The following is a 21,084-nucleotide window of genomic DNA, read 5'->3' on the forward strand; positions in this document are numbered from 1 at the left end:
GGTGCGTCGCATGACGAACGAAGAGAAGCTTCGTGACTACCTCAAGCGGGTCACCGCCGACCTGCACCAGACTCGCGAGCGGCTGCGCAAGCTGGAGGACGAGCGGCTGGAGCCGATGGCCGTCGTCGGCATGGCCTGCCGGTTCCCGGGCGGGGTGGCGTCACCGGACGACTTCTGGACCCTGCTGACCAAGGGCACGGACACGGTCGCGGAATTCCCGCAGGACCGCGGCCCGGAATGGGGCAGCGTCTTCGACCGCGACCCGGCGGCCGTCGGCAAGAGCTACGCCCGTGAGGGCGCCTTCCTCTACGAGGCCGGGGAGTTCGACGCGCAGTTCTTCGGGATCTCGCCGCGTGAGGCGTTGGCGATGGACCCGCAGCAGCGGTTGCTGCTGGAGTCCTCCTGGGAGGCGCTGGAGCACGCCGGGATCGACCCGACGTCCCTGCACGGCACGGCCACCGGCGTGTTCGCCGGGCTGATCTACCACGACTACGCGGCCGACGGCGTGGGCGACGTCGAGGGCTACGTCAGCACCGGGATCTCCGGCGGCGTCGCCTCCGGCCGGGTGGCCTACACCCTCGGCCTGGAGGGCCCGGCGGTCACCGTGGACACCGCCTGCTCCTCCTCGCTGGTGGCGATGCACCTGGCCGCCGCCGCGCTGCGCTCGGGGGAGTGCACGCTGGCACTGGCGGGCGGCGTCACCGTGATGGCCCGGCCGGGCACCTTCGTGGAGTTCTCCCGGCAGCGCGGTCTGGCCGCCGACGGCCGGTGCAAGGCGTACGCGGAGGCGGCGGACGGTACCGGCTGGGGCGAGGGCGTCGGCGTCCTGGTGCTGGAGAAGCTGTCCGACGCGCAGCGCAACGGGCACCGGGTGCTGGCGGTGCTGCGCGGCAGCGCGGTGAACCAGGACGGCGCCTCGAACGGCCTGACCGCGCCGAACGGCCCCGCGCAGCAGCGGGTGATCCAGACCGCGCTGGCCGGCGCCGGCCTGTCGGCCGGTGAGGTGGACGTGGTCGAGGGCCACGGCACCGGCACCCGGCTCGGCGACCCGATCGAGGCCGAGGCGCTGCTCGCCACCTACGGCCAGCAGCGGGACGCCGAACGTCCGTTGCTGCTGGGCTCGGTGAAGTCGAACATCGGCCACACCCAGGCCGCCGCCGGGGTGGCCGGGGTGATCAAGATGATCCAGGCGATGGCATACGGCCTGGTCCCGGCCACGCTGCACGTGGACGCGCCGTCCTCGCACGTGGACTGGGCCGCGGGCGCGGTCGCGCTGGTGACCGAGCCGACGGCCTGGCCGGAGACCGGCCGTCCGCGTCGGGCCGGGATCTCGTCCTTCGGGTTCTCCGGGACCAACGCCCACGTCATCATCGAGCAGGCTCCGGAACAGCCGGTCCCCGAGCCTACCGAGGCCCGGCGGCTGCCGGTGGTGCCGTGGCTGCTCTCGGCCCGCAGCGGGACCGGGCTGGCCGCGCAGGCCGAGCGGCTGGCGTCGTTCGTCGGCCCGCGCCCGGAGCTGGACCCGGCCGACATCGGCCGGTCGCTCGCGGAGTCCCGGGCGAACCTGCCGCAGCGGGCGGTCGTCGTCGGCGCCGACCGGGACGAACTCCTCGCCGGGCTGGCCGGGTTGGCGGCCACGGCGGGCGAACCACCGGCCGCCGCGGCCGGGAGCCTCGGCAAGCTCGGCTTCGTGTTCACCGGCCAGGGCGCGCAACGGCTGGGCATGGGGCGTGAGTTGTACGCTGCCTACCCGGTCTTCGCGACCGCGTTCGACACCGCCTGCGCGGGCCTGGAGCAGCACCTCGGCCAACCCGGCCGCTCGCTGTCCGCCGTCCTGTGGGGGGACGCCGAGCTGCTGGACCAGACGATGTGGGCGCAGGCCGGACTGTTCGCGGTCGAGGTGGCGCTGTTCCGGCTGCTGGAGTCGTGGGGGGTGACCCCGGACGCGGTGGCCGGGCACTCCATCGGCGAGCTGGCCGCCGCGCACGTGGCCGGGGTCTGGTCGCTGGCCGACGCCTGCGCGGTGGTCGCGGCGCGGGGCCGGTTGATGCAGGCGCTGCCGACCGGCGGCGCGATGCTCGCCGTCCAGGCGTCGGAGGAGGAGGTCCGCCCGCTGCTCGACGCATCCGAAGGGGTCGGCCTGGCGGCGGTCAACGGCCCGGCCGCGGTGGTGCTCTCCGGCCCGGCCGGGGCGGTGGCCGCGCTGCGCGAGCAGTTCGAGGCCCAGCAGCTGCGGGTGCGGAACCTGCGGGTGTCGCACGCCTTCCACTCGTCCCTGATGGAGCCGATGCTGGCCGAGTTCGCGCAGGTCACCGCCTCGGTGACGTACCAGCGGCCGAATATCGTACTGGTGTCCACGGTGACCGGGCAGCCGGTCACCGACGAGGTCACCGACCCCGGGTACTGGGTCCGCCAGGTGCGCGAACCGGTCCGCTTCGCCGACGCGGTCACCGCCCTGCGCGCACGCGAGGTGCGCACCTTCGTGGAACTCGGACCGGACGGTGTGCTGTCCGGGCTCGGCGCGCAGAGCGCGACCGCCGACGAGGCGTCGGCTGAGGCCTGGCTGCCGACCCAACGCCGGGACCGGGCCGAGGCGTTGACCCTGGTGTCGGCGCTGGGGCAACTGCACGCCCGAGGCGGCGCGGTGGACTGGACCCGGTTCTACGAGGGCAGCGGCGCCCGCCGGGTGGATCTACCGACGTACGCCTTCGACCGCCAGCGGTTCTGGCTCAACCCCGGCGCCGGGAGCACCGACGTGATCGGCCTCGGCCAGTCGGTGGCCGGTCACCCGCTGCTGGGCGCCACCGTCAGCCTCGCGGCCAGCGGCGGCCTGATCCTCACCGGCCGCCTCGGCCTGAGCTCGCAGCCCTGGCTGGCGGACCACACGGTGGCCGGCCGGGTGATCGTCCCCGGCACGGCACTCGTCGAGATGGCGATCCGGGCCGGGGACGAGATCGGCGCGGCCCGCCTCGCCGAACTGGTCATCGAAGCACCGCTGGTGCTGCCCCCGGCGGCCTCCGGCGTCCGGGTGCAGGTGGTCCTCGACGCGCTGGACGGGGGACGCAGCGAGGTCGCGATCCACTCCCAGGCCGAGGACGACGAGGTCACCGGCGGCTGGACCAGGCACGCCGTGGGCATCCTGGAACCCGCCGCGCGCCCGACGGCCGACCGCGCCGACGAGCCCACGGCCTGGCCGCCCGCCGGGGCCGTGGAGACCCCGCTGGACGGCTTCTACCCGGCGCTGGCCGAGGCCGGGCTGGCCTACGGCCGGGTGTTCCAGGGCGTGCGTTCGCTGTGGCGGCGCGGCGACGAGACCTTCGCCGAGGTCGCCCTGGCCGACGGCGTGGACGTCGCCGGATTCGGGCTGCACCCGGCGCTGCTGGACGCCGCGCTGCACGGCATCGCGGCCGGGCGCGCCGAGTCCGCGCCGCTGCTGCCGTTCGCCTGGACCGACGTCGTCATCCACGCCACCGGCGCTGCCACCGCACGCGTCCGGATCGCCCCGGCCGCGAAGGGCGACGGCGTCACGGTGACCCTGACCGACGAGGCCGGGGAACTGATCGCCACGGTGGGCTCACTGGCGCTCCAGGCACTCCCGGCGGCGGACCTGGCCCAGGACGCGACGCTGCTGCGCGAGGCCCTGTTCGGCCTGGACTGGATCCAGGCCGAACCCGCTCCGGCCGGTACGCCGCTGCCGCAGACACCGTGGGCCGTGATCGGCCGCGACCACCTGCCGGGCCTGCCCGACGCCGTCCACCACGCCGACCTGGCCGAACTCCTGGCCGCCGTCGACGGCGGCGCCCCGATCCCGGACACCGCCGTCCTCTGCTGCCGACCCGCCCCGACCGACCAGGCGCTGCCGCTGGCCGCCCGGACGCTCGCGGTCGAGGTGCTGGGCGCGATCCAGGACTGGCTGGCCGCCGGCCCGCTCGCCGAGGCACGGCTGCTGGTGGTCACCGAACGCGCCGTCGACGCCGGTCCGGGGCTGGACCCGGGCGCCTCGACGGTGACCGGCCTGGTGCGCTCCGCCGCCGCCGAGAACCCCGGCCGGCTGGCCCTGGCCGACGTGGACGACCTGACCGCCGACCCGAGCGGCCTCGGCACGCTGCTGCGGGCCGGGGTCGCGCTGGGCGAACCCGAGTTCGCGGTACGCCAGGGACAGCTGCTGCTGCCCCGACTGGCCCGGCCCAGCGGCGCGTTGGCCGTACCGCAGGACACGGCCGGCTGGCGGCTTGACTTCACCGAGCGCGGCACGCTGGAGAACCTGCTGCTGGCGCCGCTGGATGCTGGTGTTGCTCTGGGCGCGGGTGAGGTGCGGGTGGGGTTGCGTGCGGGTGGGGTGAACTTCCGTGATGTGTTGAATGTGTTGGGGATGTATCCGGGGGATGCGGGTTTGTTGGGTCTTGAAGGTGCCGGGGTGGTGTTGGAGGTCGGTGCCGAGGTTTGCGGGTTGCGGCCCGGGGACCGGGTGATGGGCTTGTTCTCCGGTGCCTTCGGCCCGGTCGCGGTTACTGACGCGCGGTTGTTGGCGCTGGTTCCGGCGGGGTGGACGTTGGCCGAGGCTGCGGCTGCGCCGGTGGTCTACCTCACTGCCTGGTATGCGTTGGTGGTGCTGGCGGAGCTGCGGCGGGGTGAGTCGGTGCTGATCCATGCTGCTGCCGGTGGTGTGGGTATCGCCGCTGTGCAACTGGCCCGGTACCTGGGCGCGGACGTGTTCGGCACGGCCAGCCCGGCGAAGTGGCCGGTGCTGCACCGGCTCGGGTTGTCCGGCGAGCGTGTCGCCTCCTCGCGGACGGTGGAGTTCGAGGAGGCGTTCCGGGCGGCGACCGGCGGCGCTGGGGTGGACGTGGTGCTCGACTCGTTGGCCGGGGAGTTCGTGGACGCCTCGCTGCGGCTCGCCGCTGGGGCGGGCGGCCGGTTCGTGGAGATGGGCAAGACCGACATCCGCGAGTCGCGGCAGGTGGCCGCTGACCATGACGGGCTGTCCTACCAGGCTTTCGATCTGCTCGACTGTCATCCGGACCTGATCGCCGGCATGTTCGCGGAGCTGACCGACCTGTTCGCGAAGGGCGTGCTGCGGCCGCTGCCGGTGGCGGCGTGGGACGTCCGCCGGGCGCCGGAGGCGTTCCGGTACCTGAGCCAGGCCCGCAACATCGGCAAGGTCGTACTCACCATGCCCAGCACCCCGCTCAGCGGCACGGCGCTGGTGACCGGCGCGTCCGGGGCCCTCGGCGGCCTGGTCGCCCGGGAGTTGGCGGCCCGTCCCGAGGTGGCGAACCTGCTGCTGCTCTCCCGGCGCGGGCCCGAGGCCCCCGGCGTTGGCGGCCTGGCCGCCGAACTCGCCACCCGGGGCGTTCAGGTGCAACTGCGCGCCGCCGACGTCGCGGACCACGGCCAACTGGCGGCGCTGCTCGCCGGGATACCGGCCGAGGCGCCGCTGCGCGGCGTGGTGCACGCCGCCGGGGTACTGGACGACGGGCTGGTCGGTTCGCTGACACCGGCCAGGATGCATCAGGTACTCCAGGTGAAGGTCGACGGCGCCTGGCACCTGCACCAGCTGACCCGAGGCCTGGACCTGAGCCTGTTCGTGGTCTTCTCCTCGATCGCGGGCATCTGGGGCAACCCCGGCCAGGCCAACTACGCGGCGGCGAACACCTTCCTGGACGCCCTGGCCGCCCACCGGCGCAACCAGGGCCTGCCCGCGGTGGCGCTGGCCTGGGGCCCGTGGCAACTCGACGGCACCGAACCGACGTTCGGCGGGATGACCGGGCACCTCAACGCCGCCGACTGGCAGCGGATGGCCGCCCAGGGCCTGCAACCGCTCAGCGGCGCTGACGGCCTCGCCCTGCTCGCGGCGGTCACCGGTGGGCCGAACACGTCGGCGGACTCCGCCCGCGCGCTACTGGTCCCGGCCAGGTTCGACCGGGCGAGCCTGCGCCGTCGTGGCGCGGCAACACCCCCGCTGCTCACCGCCCTGCTCCCGGCCACCAGTACCCACGGCCCGGCCCGGCGTACCGCGCGGGCGATCGGCACCGGTGACAGCACCGGCCTCGCGGCCCGGCTGGCCACCCTGTCCTCAACCGAACGCGAGGAAACCGTAAGGGAGTTGGTACTGAGCCAGGCCGCGACAGTGCTCGGCATGGCCGGGCTGGCCGGGGTGGACGCGGGCCGGTCCTTCCGCGAGCTGGGCTTCGACTCGCTGACCGCCGTCGAACTGCGCAACCGGCTGGGCGAGGCGACCGGTCTGCGGCTTCCGGCGACGCTGGTCTTCGACTACCCGACGCCGTCCGTGCTGGTCGCCTTCGTCCTCACCGAACTGCTCGGCGATGCCGCCTCGGTGGCGCTCCCCGCCGCGCGCACCGAAGCACAGAACGCCGACGATCCGGTGGTGATCGTCGGAATGGGCTGCCGCTTCCCCGGCGGCGTCGGCTCGCCGGACGAGTTCTGGGGCCTGCTCTCCTCCGAGACGGACGCGGTGACCGGATTCCCCCGGAACCGGGGACCGGCCTGGGAGGGTGTGGTCGACCCGGACCCGGCCGCGACCGGGAAGAGCTACGCCGACGCCGGTGGCTTCCTCCACGACGCGGGGGAGTTCGACGCGCAGTTCTTCGGGATCTCGCCGCGTGAGGCGTTGGCGATGGATCCGCAGCAGCGGTTGCTGCTGGAGACCTCGTGGGAGGCGCTGGAGGACGCCGGGATCGATCCGGGCCTGCTGCCCGGCAGCGACACCGGCGTGTTCACCGGACTGATCTACCACGACTACAGCACCGGTAGCTCCACCCCGGAGGAGGTCGAGGGCTACGTCAGCACCGGCAACTCCGGTGGGGTGGCGTCGGGTCGGGTGTCGTATGCGCTGGGTCTTGAGGGTCCGGCGGTGACGGTGGATACGGCGTGTTCGTCGTCGTTGGTTGCGTTGCACTTGGCGGTGCAGGCGTTGCGGTCCGGTGAGTGCAGCCTGGCTCTGGCCGGGGGCGCGACGGTGATGGCGACCCCGGGCACCTTCGTGGAGTTCTCCCGGCAGCGGGGGTTGGCTGTCGATGGCCGGTGCAAGGCGTATGCGGATGCGGCGGATGGTACGGGTTGGGGTGAGGGTGTTGGTGTGTTGGTGGTGGAGCGGTTGTCGGATGCGCGTCGGCATGGGCGTCGGGTGTTGGCGGTGGTGCGTGGGACGGCGGTGAATCAGGATGGTGCGTCGAATGGTTTGACTGCGCCGAATGGTCCGTCGCAGCAGCGGGTGATTCGGACGGCGTTGGCGGGTGCGGGGTTGTCGGCTGCTGAGGTTGATGTGGTTGAGGGGCATGGGACGGGTACGCGGTTGGGTGACCCGATCGAGGCGCAGGCGGTGCTGGCGACCTATGGTCAGGGTCGGGAGGCCGGGCGTCCGGTGTTGTTGGGTTCGGTGAAGTCGAACATCGGTCATACGCAGGCGGCGGCTGGTGTGGCTGGGATCATCAAGATGGTGCAGGCGATGGCGTACGGTGTGGTCCCGGCTACGTTGCACGTGGATGCGCCGTCGTCCCAGGTGGACTGGGAGGCGGGCGCGGTCGAGTTGGTGACCGAGCCGACGGCCTGGCCGGAGACCGGTCGTCCGCGTCGGGCGGGGATCTCGTCCTTCGGGTTCTCCGGGACCAACGCGCACGTGATCATCGAGCAGGCCCCCGAGCAGCCGGTCCCCGAGCCCACGGAGGCCCGACGGCTGCCGGTGGTGCCGTGGGTGATCTCGGCCCGCAGTGGGTCCACGCTCGCCGCGCAGGCCACGCGACTGCGGGAGCACCTGGCCGCCCGGCCCGACCTCGACCCGGTCGACGTCGGCTGGTCGCTGGCCACGGCCCGGGCACAGCTCAACCACCGCGCCGTGGTCGTCGGCGCCGACCGCGCCGAGCTCACCGCCCGCCTGGCCGACCTGAGCGGCTCGGAGACCGCCGGATCGGTGGGCAAGGTGGCCTTCGTGTTCACCGGTCAGGGTGCGCAACGGGCGGGCATGGGGCGGGAGTTGTATGCCGCCTATCCGGTGTTCGCGGAGGTGTTCGATGCGGTCTGTGCCGGGTTGGAGGAGCATCTGGACGGGTCGGTGGGTGCGGTCGTTCGGGGTGTTGCTGGTGACGTGGATGACACGGTGTGGGCGCAGGCGGGGTTGTTCGCGGTCGAGGTGGCGTTGTTCCGGTTGCTGGAGTCGTGGGGGGTTGCTCCGGCGGTGTTGGCGGGGCATTCGATCGGTGAGTTGGCTGCCGCGCATGTGGCGGGGGTCTGGTCGTTGGCCGATGCCTGCGCGGTGGTCGCGGCTCGGGGCCGGTTGATGCAGGCGCTGCCGACCGGCGGCGCGATGCTCGCGGTTCAGGCCGGGGAGGCGGACGTCCGCCAGGTCCTGGCCCGGATCGACGGCGTCGGCATCGCGGCGGTCAACGGACCCACCGCAGTGGTGGTCTCCGGCACCGGGCAGGCCGTGGCGGCGGTGGCGGAGGCGTTCACCGCGCAGGGGGTCCGGGTGCGGAACCTGCGGGTGTCGCACGCCTTCCACTCGGCCCTGATGGAGCCGATGCTGGCCGAGTTCGCGCAGGTCACCGCAACGGTGTCGTATGCCGCGCCGCGCATCCCGCTGGTCTCGACGCTGACCGGCCGCCTGGTCACGGACGAGCTGACCGACCCGGACTACTGGGTGCGCCAGGTCCGCGAGCCGGTCCGGTTCGCGGACGCGGTCACCACGCTGCGCGAGAGCGGAGTGCGCACCTTCGTCGAGCTCGGCCCGGACGGTGTCCTCTCCGCGCTCGGCCCGCAGACCGCCACCGGCGAGGACGACGAGACGTCGGCGGAGGCCTGGCTGGCTACCCAACGCCGGGACCGGGAACAGACATTGACCCTGGTCACAGCGGTCGGACAGCTGTACGCCCGGGGTGGTGCGGTGGACTGGCCGCGCTTCTACGCCGGGACCGGCGCGGCCCGGGTCGATCTGCCCAGCTACGCCTTCGACCGCCAGCACTACTGGCTCAGCTCCGCCGGGGCCCACGGCGACGCGGTCGGCCTGGGACTGGGCTCGTCCGGGCACCCGCTGCTCGGCGCGGCGGTGAACCTCCCGGCCAGCGGCGGCCTGGTGCTGACCGGGCGGCTGTCGCTCAGCGCCCAGCCGTGGCTGGCCGATCACGTGGTCGCGGGGCGGGCGGTTGTGCCCGGCGCGGCCCTGGCGGAGATGGCGATCCGGGCCGGGGACGAGACCGGTCGGCCCCGACTCGCCGAGCTGGTGATCGAGGCGCCGCTGGTGCTGCCGCCGCAGGGCGGCATCCGGGTCCAGGTCACGGTGGACGCGGGCGAGGCGGACGGCGACACCCGGCGCGGCGACGTCGCGATCTACTCCCAGCCCGAGCACGAGGACCCGGCCGGTGCCTGGACCCGGCACGCCACCGGCGTGCTCACCAAGGCCGAGACCACGTCCGAGCCCACAGCCGAGAGCACCTCCGGTCGCAGTGGCGACAGCACGGACGCCGCATGGCCACCGGCCGGGGCGGTCACCCAGGACCTGGAGGGCTTCTACCCGGCGCTGGCGGCGGCGGGTCTGAGCTACGGACCGCTGTTCCGGGGCGTGCGGACGCTGTGGCGGCGCGGCGACGAGCTGTTCGCCGAGGTCGGCCTCGACGACGATGTTCCGGTCGCCGGGTTCGGGCTGCATCCGGCGCTGCTGGACGCCGCGCTGCACCCGATCGCCGCCACCGGACCGGACGGCCCCGGGGACGGGCCACTACTGCCCTTCGCCTGGACCGATGTGGTGGTGCACGCGACCGGAGCGCGCGCCGCCCGGGTGCGGCTGGCCCCCGCCGCCACCGGCGACGGCATATCACTCACCCTGTCCGACGCGACCGGTGCGCTGATCGCCACCGTGGGTGCGCTGGTGCTGCGTCCGCTCCCGACGGCGCAGCCGGGCTCCGCCGTCGCCGCCGAGGCGCTGTTCACCCTGGACTGGGTGCCGGTGCGCGCCTCCGACGAAACGGTTGACGTAAGTCGCTGGGCGGTACTGAGTGATGACGAATCGTCAATTTTGGCGCAGCTGCCCGACGTGGCACGCTTCTCCGGCATCGGCGAGCTGGTGGCCGCAGTGGCCGACGGTCGTCCCGCCCCGGACACCGTGGTCATCGGCTGCCCGACGCAGCCCGAGGGCGACGACGTCCCCGGCCGGGCCCGGGCGGCTGCGGCCGACACCCTGGAACTGGTGCGGGAGTGGCTGGCGGCCGGGAACCTGGCCGACGCGCGGCTGGTCCTGGTCACCGAACGCGCCGTCGACGCCGGTTCCGGGGAGGTCCCGATCGACCTGGCCGGCTCGGCCAACTGGGGGTTGGTGCGCGTCGCCGCGAGCGAGAACCCGGGCCGCCTGGCCCTGGTGGACCTGGACGTCGACCCCGCCGCCGAGGGAGCGTCGTTGCGTACGGCCGTCGCCACCGGCGAGCCGCAGGTCGCCGTCCGGACCGGCCAACTCCTGGTCCCGCGACTGACGCGGGCACGGTCGGCGGCCATCCTGGAGCCCCCGGCGGACACGGACTCGTGGCGGCTGGACTTCACCGAGCGCGGCACGCTCCAGAACCTGCTGCTGGCGCCGGTGGATGCGGGTGTTGCTCTGGGCGCGGGTGAGGTGCGGGTGGGGTTGCGTGCGGGTGGGGTGAACTTCCGTGATGTGTTGAATGTGTTGGGGATGTATCCGGGGGATGCGGGTTTGTTGGGTCTTGAGGGTGCGGGTGTGGTGTTGGAGGTGGGGGTCGGGGTTTCTGGTTTGCGGGTGGGTGATGTGGTGATGGGGTTGTTTTCGGGGGCGTTTGCCGCGGCTGTGGTGACGGATCAGCGGTTGTTGGTTCGGGTGCCGGTGGGTTGGTCGTTGGCGGAGGCGGCGGCTGCGCCGGTGGTGTTTTTGACGGCGTATTATGCGTTGGTTGAGTTGGCGGGGTTGCGGTGTGGTGAGTCGGTCTTGATCCATGCTGCGGCGGGTGGGGTGGGGATTGCGGCGGTGCAGTTGGCGCAGCATCTGGGTGCGGTGGTGTTGGGTACGGCGAGTGTGTCGAAGTGGTCGGTGTTGCGTGGGTTGGGGTTGTCGTCGTCGCGGGTGGCGTCGTCGCGGACGTTGGACTTCGAGGGTGAGTTCCGGTCTGTGGTGGGGTCGGTGGATGTGGTGTTGGATTCGTTGGCTGGTGAGTTCGTGGATGCGTCGTTGCGGTTGGCGGCGGGTCCTGGTGGGCGGTTTGTGGAGATGGGTAAGGCTGATGTTCGTGATCCGGAGCAGGTTGCTCGTGATCATGGGGGGTTGTGGTACCGGGCGTTTGACTTGTTGGAGTTGGATCCTGATGAGATCGCGCGGATGTTGGCGGTGTTGTCGGAGTTGTTTGCGGCGGGTGTGTTGCGGCCGTTGCCGGTGGCGGCGTGGGATGTGCGGCGGGCGCCGGAGGCGTTCCGGTACCTGAGCCAGGCCCGCAACATCGGCAAGGTCGTACTCACCGTGCCCAACGCGGCCGACTCCCGAGGGACCGTGCTGCTGACCGGCGCCTCCGGTGCCCTCGGCGGCCTGGTCGCCCGGCACCTGGCGGAGAACCGGCAGGCGGAACGCCTGGTACTGCTCTCCCGGCGCGGACCGGCCGTGCCCGGCGCGGCCAGGCTCGCGGCTGAACTCGCCGCCCAGGGCGTCGCGGTCGACGTCGTCGCCGCCGATGTCGCCGACCGCGCCGCGCTGGCGCGGGTCATCGACGCCGTACCGACCGCGACACCGCTGCGCGGGGTGGTCCACGCGGCCGGCGTCCTGGACGACGGTGTGATCACCTCGCTCACCCCGGCCGCCCTGGATGCCGTGATGCGGCCCAAGGTCGATGGTGCCTGGCACCTGCACGAGCTGACCCGAGGCCTGGACCTGAGCCTGTTCGTGGTCTTCTCCTCGATCGCGGGCATCTGGGGCAACCCGGGCCAGGGCGGCTACGCGGCGGCGAACACCTTCCTGGACGCGCTGGCGGCACATCGCCGCCGCCTCGGCCTCCCCGCCAACTCGCTGGCCTGGGGCCTGTGGCAGCTCGGCGAACCCGGTTCCGAGGCCGGGGGCGGCGGGGGCGCCGACGGCATGGCCGGGCAGCTCAGCCCGGCCGACTGGCAGCGGCTGGCCGGGCAGGGCATGCAGCCGCTGACCGGCGCCGACGGGCTGGCGCTGCTCGACGCCGTGCGCGGGGTGGGGGAGCCCGGAGGTCGGCCGCTCGGCGCGGCCGGCGCGCTGCTGGTCCCGGCCCGGCTCGACCCGTCCGCGTTCCGCCGCCGGGGCCGCGAGGTGCCGGCGCTGATGTCCGGCCTGGTCTCGGCGACCACCCGGGCCACCCGGCGCACCGCCGGTCGGACCAGTACCGACAGCGGTACCGGCCTCGCCGCCCGCCTGGTGGGCCTGTCCCCGGCCGAGCAGGAGTCGACGGTCCACGAGCTGGTACTGACCCAGGCGGCACTGGTGCTCGGCATGGCCGGGCCGGAGTCGGTGGACGCCGACCGGTCCTTCCGCGAGCTGGGCTTCGACTCGCTGACCGCCGTCGAGCTGCGCAACCAGGTCGGCGAGGCGACCGGCCTGCGGCTTCCGGCCACGCTGGTCTTCGACTACCCGACGCCGTCGACGCTGGTCGGCTACCTGCTGGCGGAGCTCGGCGGCCGGATCGCCGACGTCGCGCTGACCAGCGCGCCGCGCGGCGCGGCAGTGGACGGCGACGACCCGGTGGTGATCGTCGGGATGGGCTGCCGGTTCCCCGGAGGTGTCTCCTCCGCCGGGGACTTCTGGAGCCTGCTCGCCTCCGGAACCGACACGGTGTCCGGCTTCCCGGCCGATCGCGGCCCGGACTGGGAGAGCGTCTTCGACCAGGACCCGGCCGCCGTCGGCAAGAGCTACGCCCGGGAGGGCGCGTTCCTCGGCCAGGCGGCCGACTTCGACGCGCAGTTCTTCGGGATCTCGCCGCGTGAGGCGTTGGCGATGGATCCGCAGCAGCGGTTGCTGCTGGAGACCTCGTGGGAGGCGCTGGAGGACGCCGGGATCGACACCGGCACCCTGCACGGCAGCGAGACCGGGGTGTTCACGGGGCTGATCTACCACGACTACAGCACCGGCAGTTCCGCTCCGGGCGAGGTCGAGGGTTACGTCAGCACGGGGATGTCCGGTGGGGTGGCGTCGGGTCGGGTGTCGTACGCGCTGGGTCTTGAGGGTCCGGCGGTGACGGTGGATACGGCGTGTTCGTCGTCGTTGGTTGCGTTGCACTTGGCGGTGCAGGCGTTGCGGTCCGGTGAGTGCAGCCTGGCTCTGGCCGGGGGCGTGACCGTGATGGCCACGCCGGGCATCTTCGTCGACTTCTCCCGGCAGCGGGGGTTGGCTGCGGATGGCCGGTGCAAGGCGTATGCGGATGCGGCGGATGGTACGGGTTGGGGTGAGGGTGTTGGTGTGTTGGTGGTGGAGCGGTTGTCGGATGCGCGTCGGCATGGGCGTCGGGTGTTGGCGGTGGTGCGTGGGACGGCGGTGAATCAGGATGGTGCGTCGAATGGTTTGACTGCGCCGAATGGTCCGTCGCAGCAGCGGGTGATTCGGACGGCGTTGGCGGGTGCGGGGTTGTCGGCTGCTGAGGTTGATGTGGTTGAGGGGCATGGGACGGGTACGCGGTTGGGTGACCCGATCGAGGCGCAGGCGGTGCTGGCGACCTATGGTCAGGGTCGGGAGGCCGGGCGTCCGGTGTTGTTGGGTTCGGTGAAGTCGAACATCGGTCATACGCAGGCGGCGGCTGGTGTGGCTGGGATCATCAAGATGGTGCAGGCGATGGCGTACGGTGTGGTTCCGGCTACGTTGCACGTGGATGCGCCGTCGTCCCAGGTGGACTGGGAGGCGGGCGCGGTCGAGTTGGTGACCGAGCCGACGGCCTGGCCGGAGACCGGTCGTCCGCGTCGGGCGGGGATCTCGTCCTTCGGGTTCTCCGGGACCAACGCGCACGTGATCATCGAGCAGGCCCCCGAGCAGCCGGTCCCCGAGCGGGAGACGGTGCGGCAACCGCCGGTCGTCCCGTGGGTGATCTCGGCCCGAAGCGGAGCCGGGCTGGTCGCACAGGCGCAACGGCTGCTGGAGTACGCCGGTTCGCGGCCGGAGCTCGAACCGGCCGACGTCGGCTGGTCGCTCACCAGCAGCCGGACGGCGCTGTCGCAGCGGGCGGTGGTGGTCGGCGCGGACCGGGAGGAGCTGCTGGCCGGGCTGGAGCGGCTGGCGTCCGGCGAGCAGTCGCCCTCCGCGGTGACCGGAGCGACCGGTGCGCTTGGCAAGCTCGGCTTCGTGTTCACCGGCCAGGGCGCGCAACGGGCGGGCATGGGAAGGGAGTTGTATGCCGCCTATCCGGTGTTCGCGGAGGTGTTCGATGCGGTCTGTGCCGGGTTGGAGGAGCATCTGGACGGGTCGGTGGGTGCGGTCGTTCGGGGTGTTGCTGGTGACGTGAATGACACGGTGTGGGCGCAGGCGGGGTTGTTCGCGGTCGAGGTGGCGTTGTTCCGGTTGCTGGAGTCGTGGGGGGTTGCTCCGGCGGTGTTGGCCGGGCACTCCATCGGTGAGTTGGCCGCCGCGCATGTGGCGGGGGTCTGGTCGTTGGCCGATGCCTGCGCGGTGGTCGCGGCGCGCGGCCGGTTGATGCAGGCGCTGCCGACCGGCGGCGCGATGCTCGCGATCCACGCGAGCGAACCGGACGTCCGCCAGGTCCTGGCCCGGATCGACGGCGTCGGCATCGCGGCGGTCAACGGACCCACCGCAGTGGTGGTCTCCGGCACCGAGCAGGCCGTGGACGCGGTCGCCGAGGAGTTCACCGGCCGTGGCGTCCGGGCGCGGAAGCTCCGGGTGTCGCACGCCTTCCACTCGCCGCTGATGGAACCGATGCTGGCCGAGTTCGCGCAGGTCGCCGCGTCGGTGTCGTACCGGACCCCGACGATCCCGCTGGTGTCCACGGTGACCGGCGGGGCAGTGACCCACGAGCTGACGGATCCGCAGTACTGGGTGCGCCAGGTCCGCGAGCCGGTCCGGTTCGCCGACGCCGTCGCCGGGCTGCGGCAGGCCGGGGTCCGGACCTTCGTCGAGATCGGCCCGGACGCCGTGCTGTCCGTACTCGGCCCGGAGACCGCCGCCGTCGCGGACGGCGGCGACCAGGCCGAGGCCTGGATACCGGCGCTGCGCCGGGACCGGGCGGAACCCGCGAACCTGGTGGCGGCCGTCGGTCGACTGTACGCCCGGGGCGGGAACGTCGACTGGTCCCGCTTCTACGCCGGGACCGGGGCGCGCCGGGTGGACCTGCCGACGTACGCCTTCACCCGGGAGCGGTTCTGGCTGACCAGCGGCCCCGCCCGGGCGGACGCCGCCGGTCTGGGACAGGCCGTGGCCGGGCACCCGCTGCTCGGCGCGGCCGTGGACCTGCCCGACAACGGCGGTCTGCTGCTGACCGGACGGCTGTCGCTGACCGCGCAGCCCTGGCTCGCGGACTTCAGGACCGCGGGCCGGATCGTCGTTCCGGAGACCGCCCTGGTCGAGATGGCGGTGCGGGCCGGGGACCAGACCGGGCAGACCCGGCTGAGCGAACTCCAGGTCCAGGCGCCGCTGGTACTGCCCGACCCCGGTGCGCTCCAGGTCCAGGTGGTGCTCACCCGGCCGGACCAGGACGGTCACCGGGAGCTGGCCGTCTACGCCCGACCGGAGAGCGAGGCGCCACGGGGAGCATGGACCCGGCACGCCACCGGCGTGCTCACCGGCACCACCAGCGACGCGCGGGTCGGCGGTGAGACGGCGACCGAGTGGCCGCCGCCCGGCGCGCAGCCGGAGCCCGCGTCGACCTACCGGTACATCGACACCGTGTGGCGCCGGGGCGAGGAGTTGTTCGCCGAGATCGCCCTCGACCCGGCCACGGACGTCAGCGGATTCGGCCTGCACCCCGCGCTGCTGGACGCCGTGCTACCGCTGACCGGCCCCGGCTCCGCCGGGGACGCGCCGATGCTGGCGTCCGCCTGGACCGACGTGGCCGTGCACGCCACCGGCGCCGACACGGTACGGGCGCGGCTGGCGCCGGTCCCCGGCGGCGGGGCGACCTCGGTGACGCTGTTCGACGGCAACGGCGAACTGGTGGCCTCGGTCGGAGCCGTGACCCGGCGCCCGCTCGCGGCCGGGGAACTGCCCGCCGAGACGCCCGACTCGCTGTTCGAGCTGACCTGGACGCCGGTCGAGCCCGGCGCGCGGTCGGCCACCGAGCAGTCGGGCCCGGAGCAATCGGCTCCGGAGCAGGTGGCCCTGGTCGGGCCGGAGTGGGCGCAGGCCGGTCCGGGCTGGCCGGGGGCGGCACACTACGCCACGTTGGGCGACCTGGTCGCGGCGCTGGTCCAGGGTGTGCCGGTGCCGGACACGATCGTCGTCAGCGGGCGTCCCGCCGCCGACCCGGCCGGAGGCGTCGCCGGGGCGGCCCGGGACGCGGCCGTGGCCACCCTGCTCCTGCTGCAACAGTGGCTGAAGGCCGCGGACCTCGCCGGATCCCGGCTGGTCGTGCTCACCGAACAGGCCGTGGAAGCCGGCTCGGAGCCGGTCGAGGTCGCCGGTGCGGCGGTCTGGGGTCTGCTCCGGGCGGCCCAGTCCGAGTACCCCGGCCGGATCGTGCTGCTCGACCTGGACCCGGCGGCGGCCGAGGAGCGGGCGCTCCCGGCCGTGGTGGGCGCGGCGGTGGCCTCGGGACAGCCGCAGCTCGCCGTCCGCGCCGGTCAACTCCGGGTGCCGAGGCTGGTCCCGGCGACCGCCGAGCCGACCGCCGAGGCCGCCGACGCCGCCGACGCGGTGGCGGACCGGCGGGGAACGCTGCTGGTCACCGGTGCGTCGGGGGCGCTCGGCGGGCTGGTCGCGCGTGGCCTGGTCGGCACCGGCCGGGCCGAGCGGGTCGAACTGCTGTCCCGGCGCGGCGCGCAGGCGTCGGGCGTGGGCGCACTGGCAGCCGAACTCGCCGGTCTCGGCGCTACGGCCCGGGTGACCGCCTGCGACGCGGCGGACCGGGACGGCCTGGCCGCGGTGATCGCCGGGATCCCGGCCGAGACGCCGCTGCGCGGGGTGGTCCATGCCGCCGGTGTCCTCGACGACGGGGTCATCGAGTCGCTGACCCCGGCCCGGTTCGAGGCGGTGCTGCGGCCGAAGGTCGACGGCGCCTGGAACCTGCACGAGCTGACACGGGAGCTGGAACTCGACGACTTCGTGCTGTTCTCGTCGATGGCCGGGATCTGGGGCAACGCCGGACAGGGCAACTACGCGGCAGCCAACACCTTCCTGGACGCCCTGGCCGCGCACCGGCGGCGGGCCGGACTCCCGGCCACCTCGCTGGCCTGGGGTCCGTGGCAGGTCGAGGAGTCCGAAGCGGTCGGCGGGATGGCCGGACAGCTGGCGGACGCCGACTGGCAGCGGATGGCCCGGCACGGCCTCCAGCCTCTCGGTGGCGCCGAGGGCCTGGCCCGGCTGGACGCGGTGATCGAGCGGAACCGGCGCCACCCGGGCACGGTCCCGGCGCTGCTGGTGCCGGTCAACCTCGACCTCGGGGTGCTCCGGCGGCACAGCGGCGCGGGACTGCCGCCGCTGCTGTCCGGCCTGGTGGGTGGATCGGGTTCGGGCCGACAGGCTCGGCGGGTCGTCGGCCCGGTCGGCGCGGCCGAGCCGAACGGGCTGGCCGCTCGGCTGGCCGCGCTGCCCCCGGCCGCCCGCGAACGCGCGGTGCAGGACCTGGTCCGCGCGCAGTCCGCGCAGGTGCTGGGACTCTCCGGGCCGCAGGCGATCGACGGCAGCCGGTCCTTCCTGGAGCTGGGCCTGACGTCCGTGACCGCGCTGGAACTGCGCAACCAGTTGAGCAGCGCGGCCGGGTTGACCCTGGCGGCCAGCGTGATCTTCGACTACCCGACGCCGACCGCACTGGCCGGATACCTGCACGCGAACATCGTTCCGGCGGAAACGGCGCTGCCCGTCCTGGATGGTCTGGACCAGCTGGCCTCGCTGCTCTCGGCGGTGGACCAGGACAGCGACCGGCGGTCGGAGATCATCATTCGGCTTGAGGGCCTGATCGCGGACTTCCGCAGCCGGACCGAGGAGAACGCCACGGCCTACCGCGAACTGTCGGTGGCCAGCGACGACGAGATATTCGACCTGATCGACCGCGAACTGGGCATCTGAGGCGTCCCTGCCAATTCTGCCGGTCGGCACGGTGACACCCTGGCCGCGCCCCGCATCCGTCGATGCCGGGACGCGGCCAGGGCCGTCTCCGGGGCGACCGCGGTGCCCGGAGTGTGGGTCAAGTCCGGCTCCGCGCAACCGGGATGGCCGTCCACATGGTGGACAGCGGCCTCCGGAGGCGCTGCCGTCGCGGCAACGGCGTTGGCGGACGCCAGTGTTGGAGCGCGGCACCGATCCGGGGGCGGCCGCGGCGGATCTTCGGGACTGCCATGGACGGATGGCGCAGTGCTCCCTGTCGCCCTCGAACTCCCTTCGTAGCGGAGCGAGTTACTCGTACGGAGCAGTAGTATTGCCGCTCTGTCGGTCAGCTGACCGCGCTGACCTGCGGAATCGCCCGTTCATCAAGACTTTGGCACGGGCTTGCCTGCTGCACGTCCAACGAGCGGCCGGGGGTGTGATGGTGGTGCTGTCGGCTTCGGGGAGTCAGTCCCCGGGCCCTCTGCCGGCGGAGTCACCATCCGTCAACTCCCTTAGCTACCACGGGTTTACGTCATTGAAACCAGCGCGACACCCGCACCGTCCGTACCCGTTCGCTCACCTCTGCGTGAACGCTTATCAGGGGCTCCGGACCGCCTGCAATGCAGCCGTGGACACGGACAGGTGAAGCCTGAGTTACGCCCGGTGGAACCATCGGGACGCTCATTGCCAGACCATTCTCAAGCCGGTTAGCCTCCCAGCGAGTGATCACATCCTCGCCACTCGGTCATCACAAGCTGAATCCAGCATTTCAAGGCTGAACGCCTGTCGCCAATTCTGAAAGAAAGGGCACCGCGATGGCCCTGAGCATTGCATCGGCTTATCCGGCAGAACCCGCTGCAACCAAGAGGCGGATTTACGACTCGGCCGACGCAATTGATCAGATACCGGTGCAGTACCTACCGCTGAGTAGATTGGAGCCGGGGCTATTTGTCCGGGGCAGTGGAACAGATCCCGCTCATGTGCAGATGTTGGCAGAGGCGGCAAGTTCGTGTACGTTGCCCGCGATCCTGGTGCAGGAGAGCAGTTCCCGCATCGTCGACGGGATGCACCGCTTCGAGGCGGCGAAGCTCCGCGGGGAGGAGACCATACCGGTCCGGCTGATCAACTGCACGGACGAGGACGCGTTCATTCTGGCGGTCAAGGCCAATACCTGGCACGGGCTGCCGTTGAGCCGCAGTGACCGGATGACCGGGGCCCGGCAGATCGTCGAGTGGCATCCGGACTGGTCGGACCGGGCAATCGGGGTGGCCACCGGGCTGAGTGCGAAGACGATTGCCGGAATCCGCCGCCAGTACGCCGACGACGGAAAGCAATTGGGCAAGCGCCTGGGCCGGGACGGAAAGCGTCGGCCGCTGACGGCGGCCGAAGGCCGGCGGCGGGCGGCGGAGTACATCGCGATCCACCCGGACGCCTCGCTGCGGGAGATCGCCCGGGTCGCCGACGTGGCCCCGGCCACGGCCCAGGACGTCCGGGCCCGGCTCCGCCGCGGCGCCGATCCGGTCGCTCCGCGCGGGAGCGCTCCCGCCTCCAGTGGTACCAGTACCAGCAGCACAAACGCCAATGCCGCCAGCAGTGGACGGTCCGGCACGGTGTCGCCGATGAAGCCGTGGGCGCAGGGCGATCCGGAGTCGTCCGGGTCGACGCTGCGCTCGGTCCCGCGCCCGCCGAGCTGGTCGACGCTGTCGCCGAAGCTGGCCAACGACCCCTCGCTGAAATACACCGCCGGCGGCCGGGCCTTCATCGGCTGGATGGTGATGCACGTCATCGGCTCGGGGGAGTGGAAGGAATTCGTCGACGCGGTTCCGACGCACTGGCTGCGGGAACTCAGCCTGGTTGCCGACCAGACCGGACAGGAGTGGCTCGAATTCGCCGAGGAACTGCGTCGGCGGCAGGACGTATTCGGCTGACCCGGAGGTCAGGCGGCGCCTCCGGCGCCGTCGCGGACCGGTTTGCCAAGGTCGTTCAACTGCGGCGACGCCGCAGTTGAACAGTGTGACCGGCCGCGCCTTGTCAGCCTCTTTGACCCCTTGTTACGGTGCTGTCGGAATTCCATTCCATGCCCATTTTCCCTGTGCAGCGACGACTCCCCTGGAGCGGCATGTCCCCGTCCTCTCCCGACAACGACCTCTGGTGCCGTCGCTACCGGCCCACCGACACCGCGACCGCCCGGCTGGTGTGCCTGCCGCACGCGGGTGGCTCGGCGTCGTTCTTCCTGCCGGTGTCGGCCGCGCTCAGCCCGGGGGTGGACGTGGTGTCCATCCAGTACCCGGGGCGCCAGGACCGCCGCGGTGAGCAGCCGCTCACCGACCTGTCGCCGCTCGCGGACCAGGTCCACGCGGTCCTGCGGCAGCAGCCCGAGCTGCCGCTGACCTTCTTCGGGCACAGCATGGGCGCCTCGCTGGCGTTCGAGGTGATCCGCCGGATGGAGGCCGACGGCCGGTACCCGGTGCGGCTGTTCGCGTCCGGGCGGCGGGCGCCGTCGGTCTTCCGCGAGGAGACGGTGCACCGGCTCGACGACAACGGGCTGATCGCCGAGATCCGCCGACTGAACGGCACCTCGTCGCGGGTGCTCGACGACGACGAGATGATGCGGGCGGCGCTCCCGGCGCTGCGTGCCGACTACCAGGCGGCGGAGCTCTACCGCAGCGAGCCCGGCACCACGATCGCCTGCCCGGTCACCGTGCTGACCGGCGACCGCGACCCGAAGACCTCGCTGGACGATGCCCAGGCCTGGTCCCGGCACACCACCGCCGACTCGTTCGAGGTCAAGGTCTTTCCCGGCGGGCATTTCTTTATCAGCGACCAGACGGACGACGTCATCAAGGTTCTTGACGAGCACTTCCGGAACTGAGGAACGC

At 72.7% G+C, this 21,084-nt stretch carries 3 protein-coding genes; all 3 read left to right on the top strand.

Features of this window, described 5'->3' with window-relative positions; genetic code table 11:
- Positions 1-10: 10 nt before the first annotated feature.
- The 3 genes from GXP74_RS17985 to GXP74_RS17995 all read left to right on the top strand — a co-directional run bounded on the left by GXP74_RS17985 (position 11) and on the right by GXP74_RS17995 (position 21,077).
- Positions 11-18,187, top strand: coding sequence for a type I polyketide synthase (locus GXP74_RS17985; RefSeq protein ID WP_182452459.1), 18,177 nt, complete (start codon positions 11-13; stop codon positions 18,185-18,187).
- 1,034 nt (positions 18,188-19,221) lie between these two features.
- The gene (locus tag GXP74_RS17990; RefSeq protein ID WP_182452460.1) at positions 19,222-20,133 is read left to right on the top strand and encodes a ParB N-terminal domain-containing protein; all 912 of its coding nucleotides are present in this window, start codon (positions 19,222-19,224) and stop codon (positions 20,131-20,133) included.
- 191 nt (positions 20,134-20,324) lie between these two features.
- A complete protein-coding gene (locus GXP74_RS17995; protein ID WP_182452461.1) occupies positions 20,325-21,077 on the top strand; it encodes a thioesterase II family protein in 753 nt (250 codons plus the stop codon).
- The last annotated feature ends 7 nt before the right edge of the window (positions 21,078-21,084 follow it).

Source organism: Streptacidiphilus sp. P02-A3a, from assembly GCF_014084105.1.
Taxonomy (GTDB): domain Bacteria; phylum Actinomycetota; class Actinomycetes; order Streptomycetales; family Streptomycetaceae; genus Streptacidiphilus.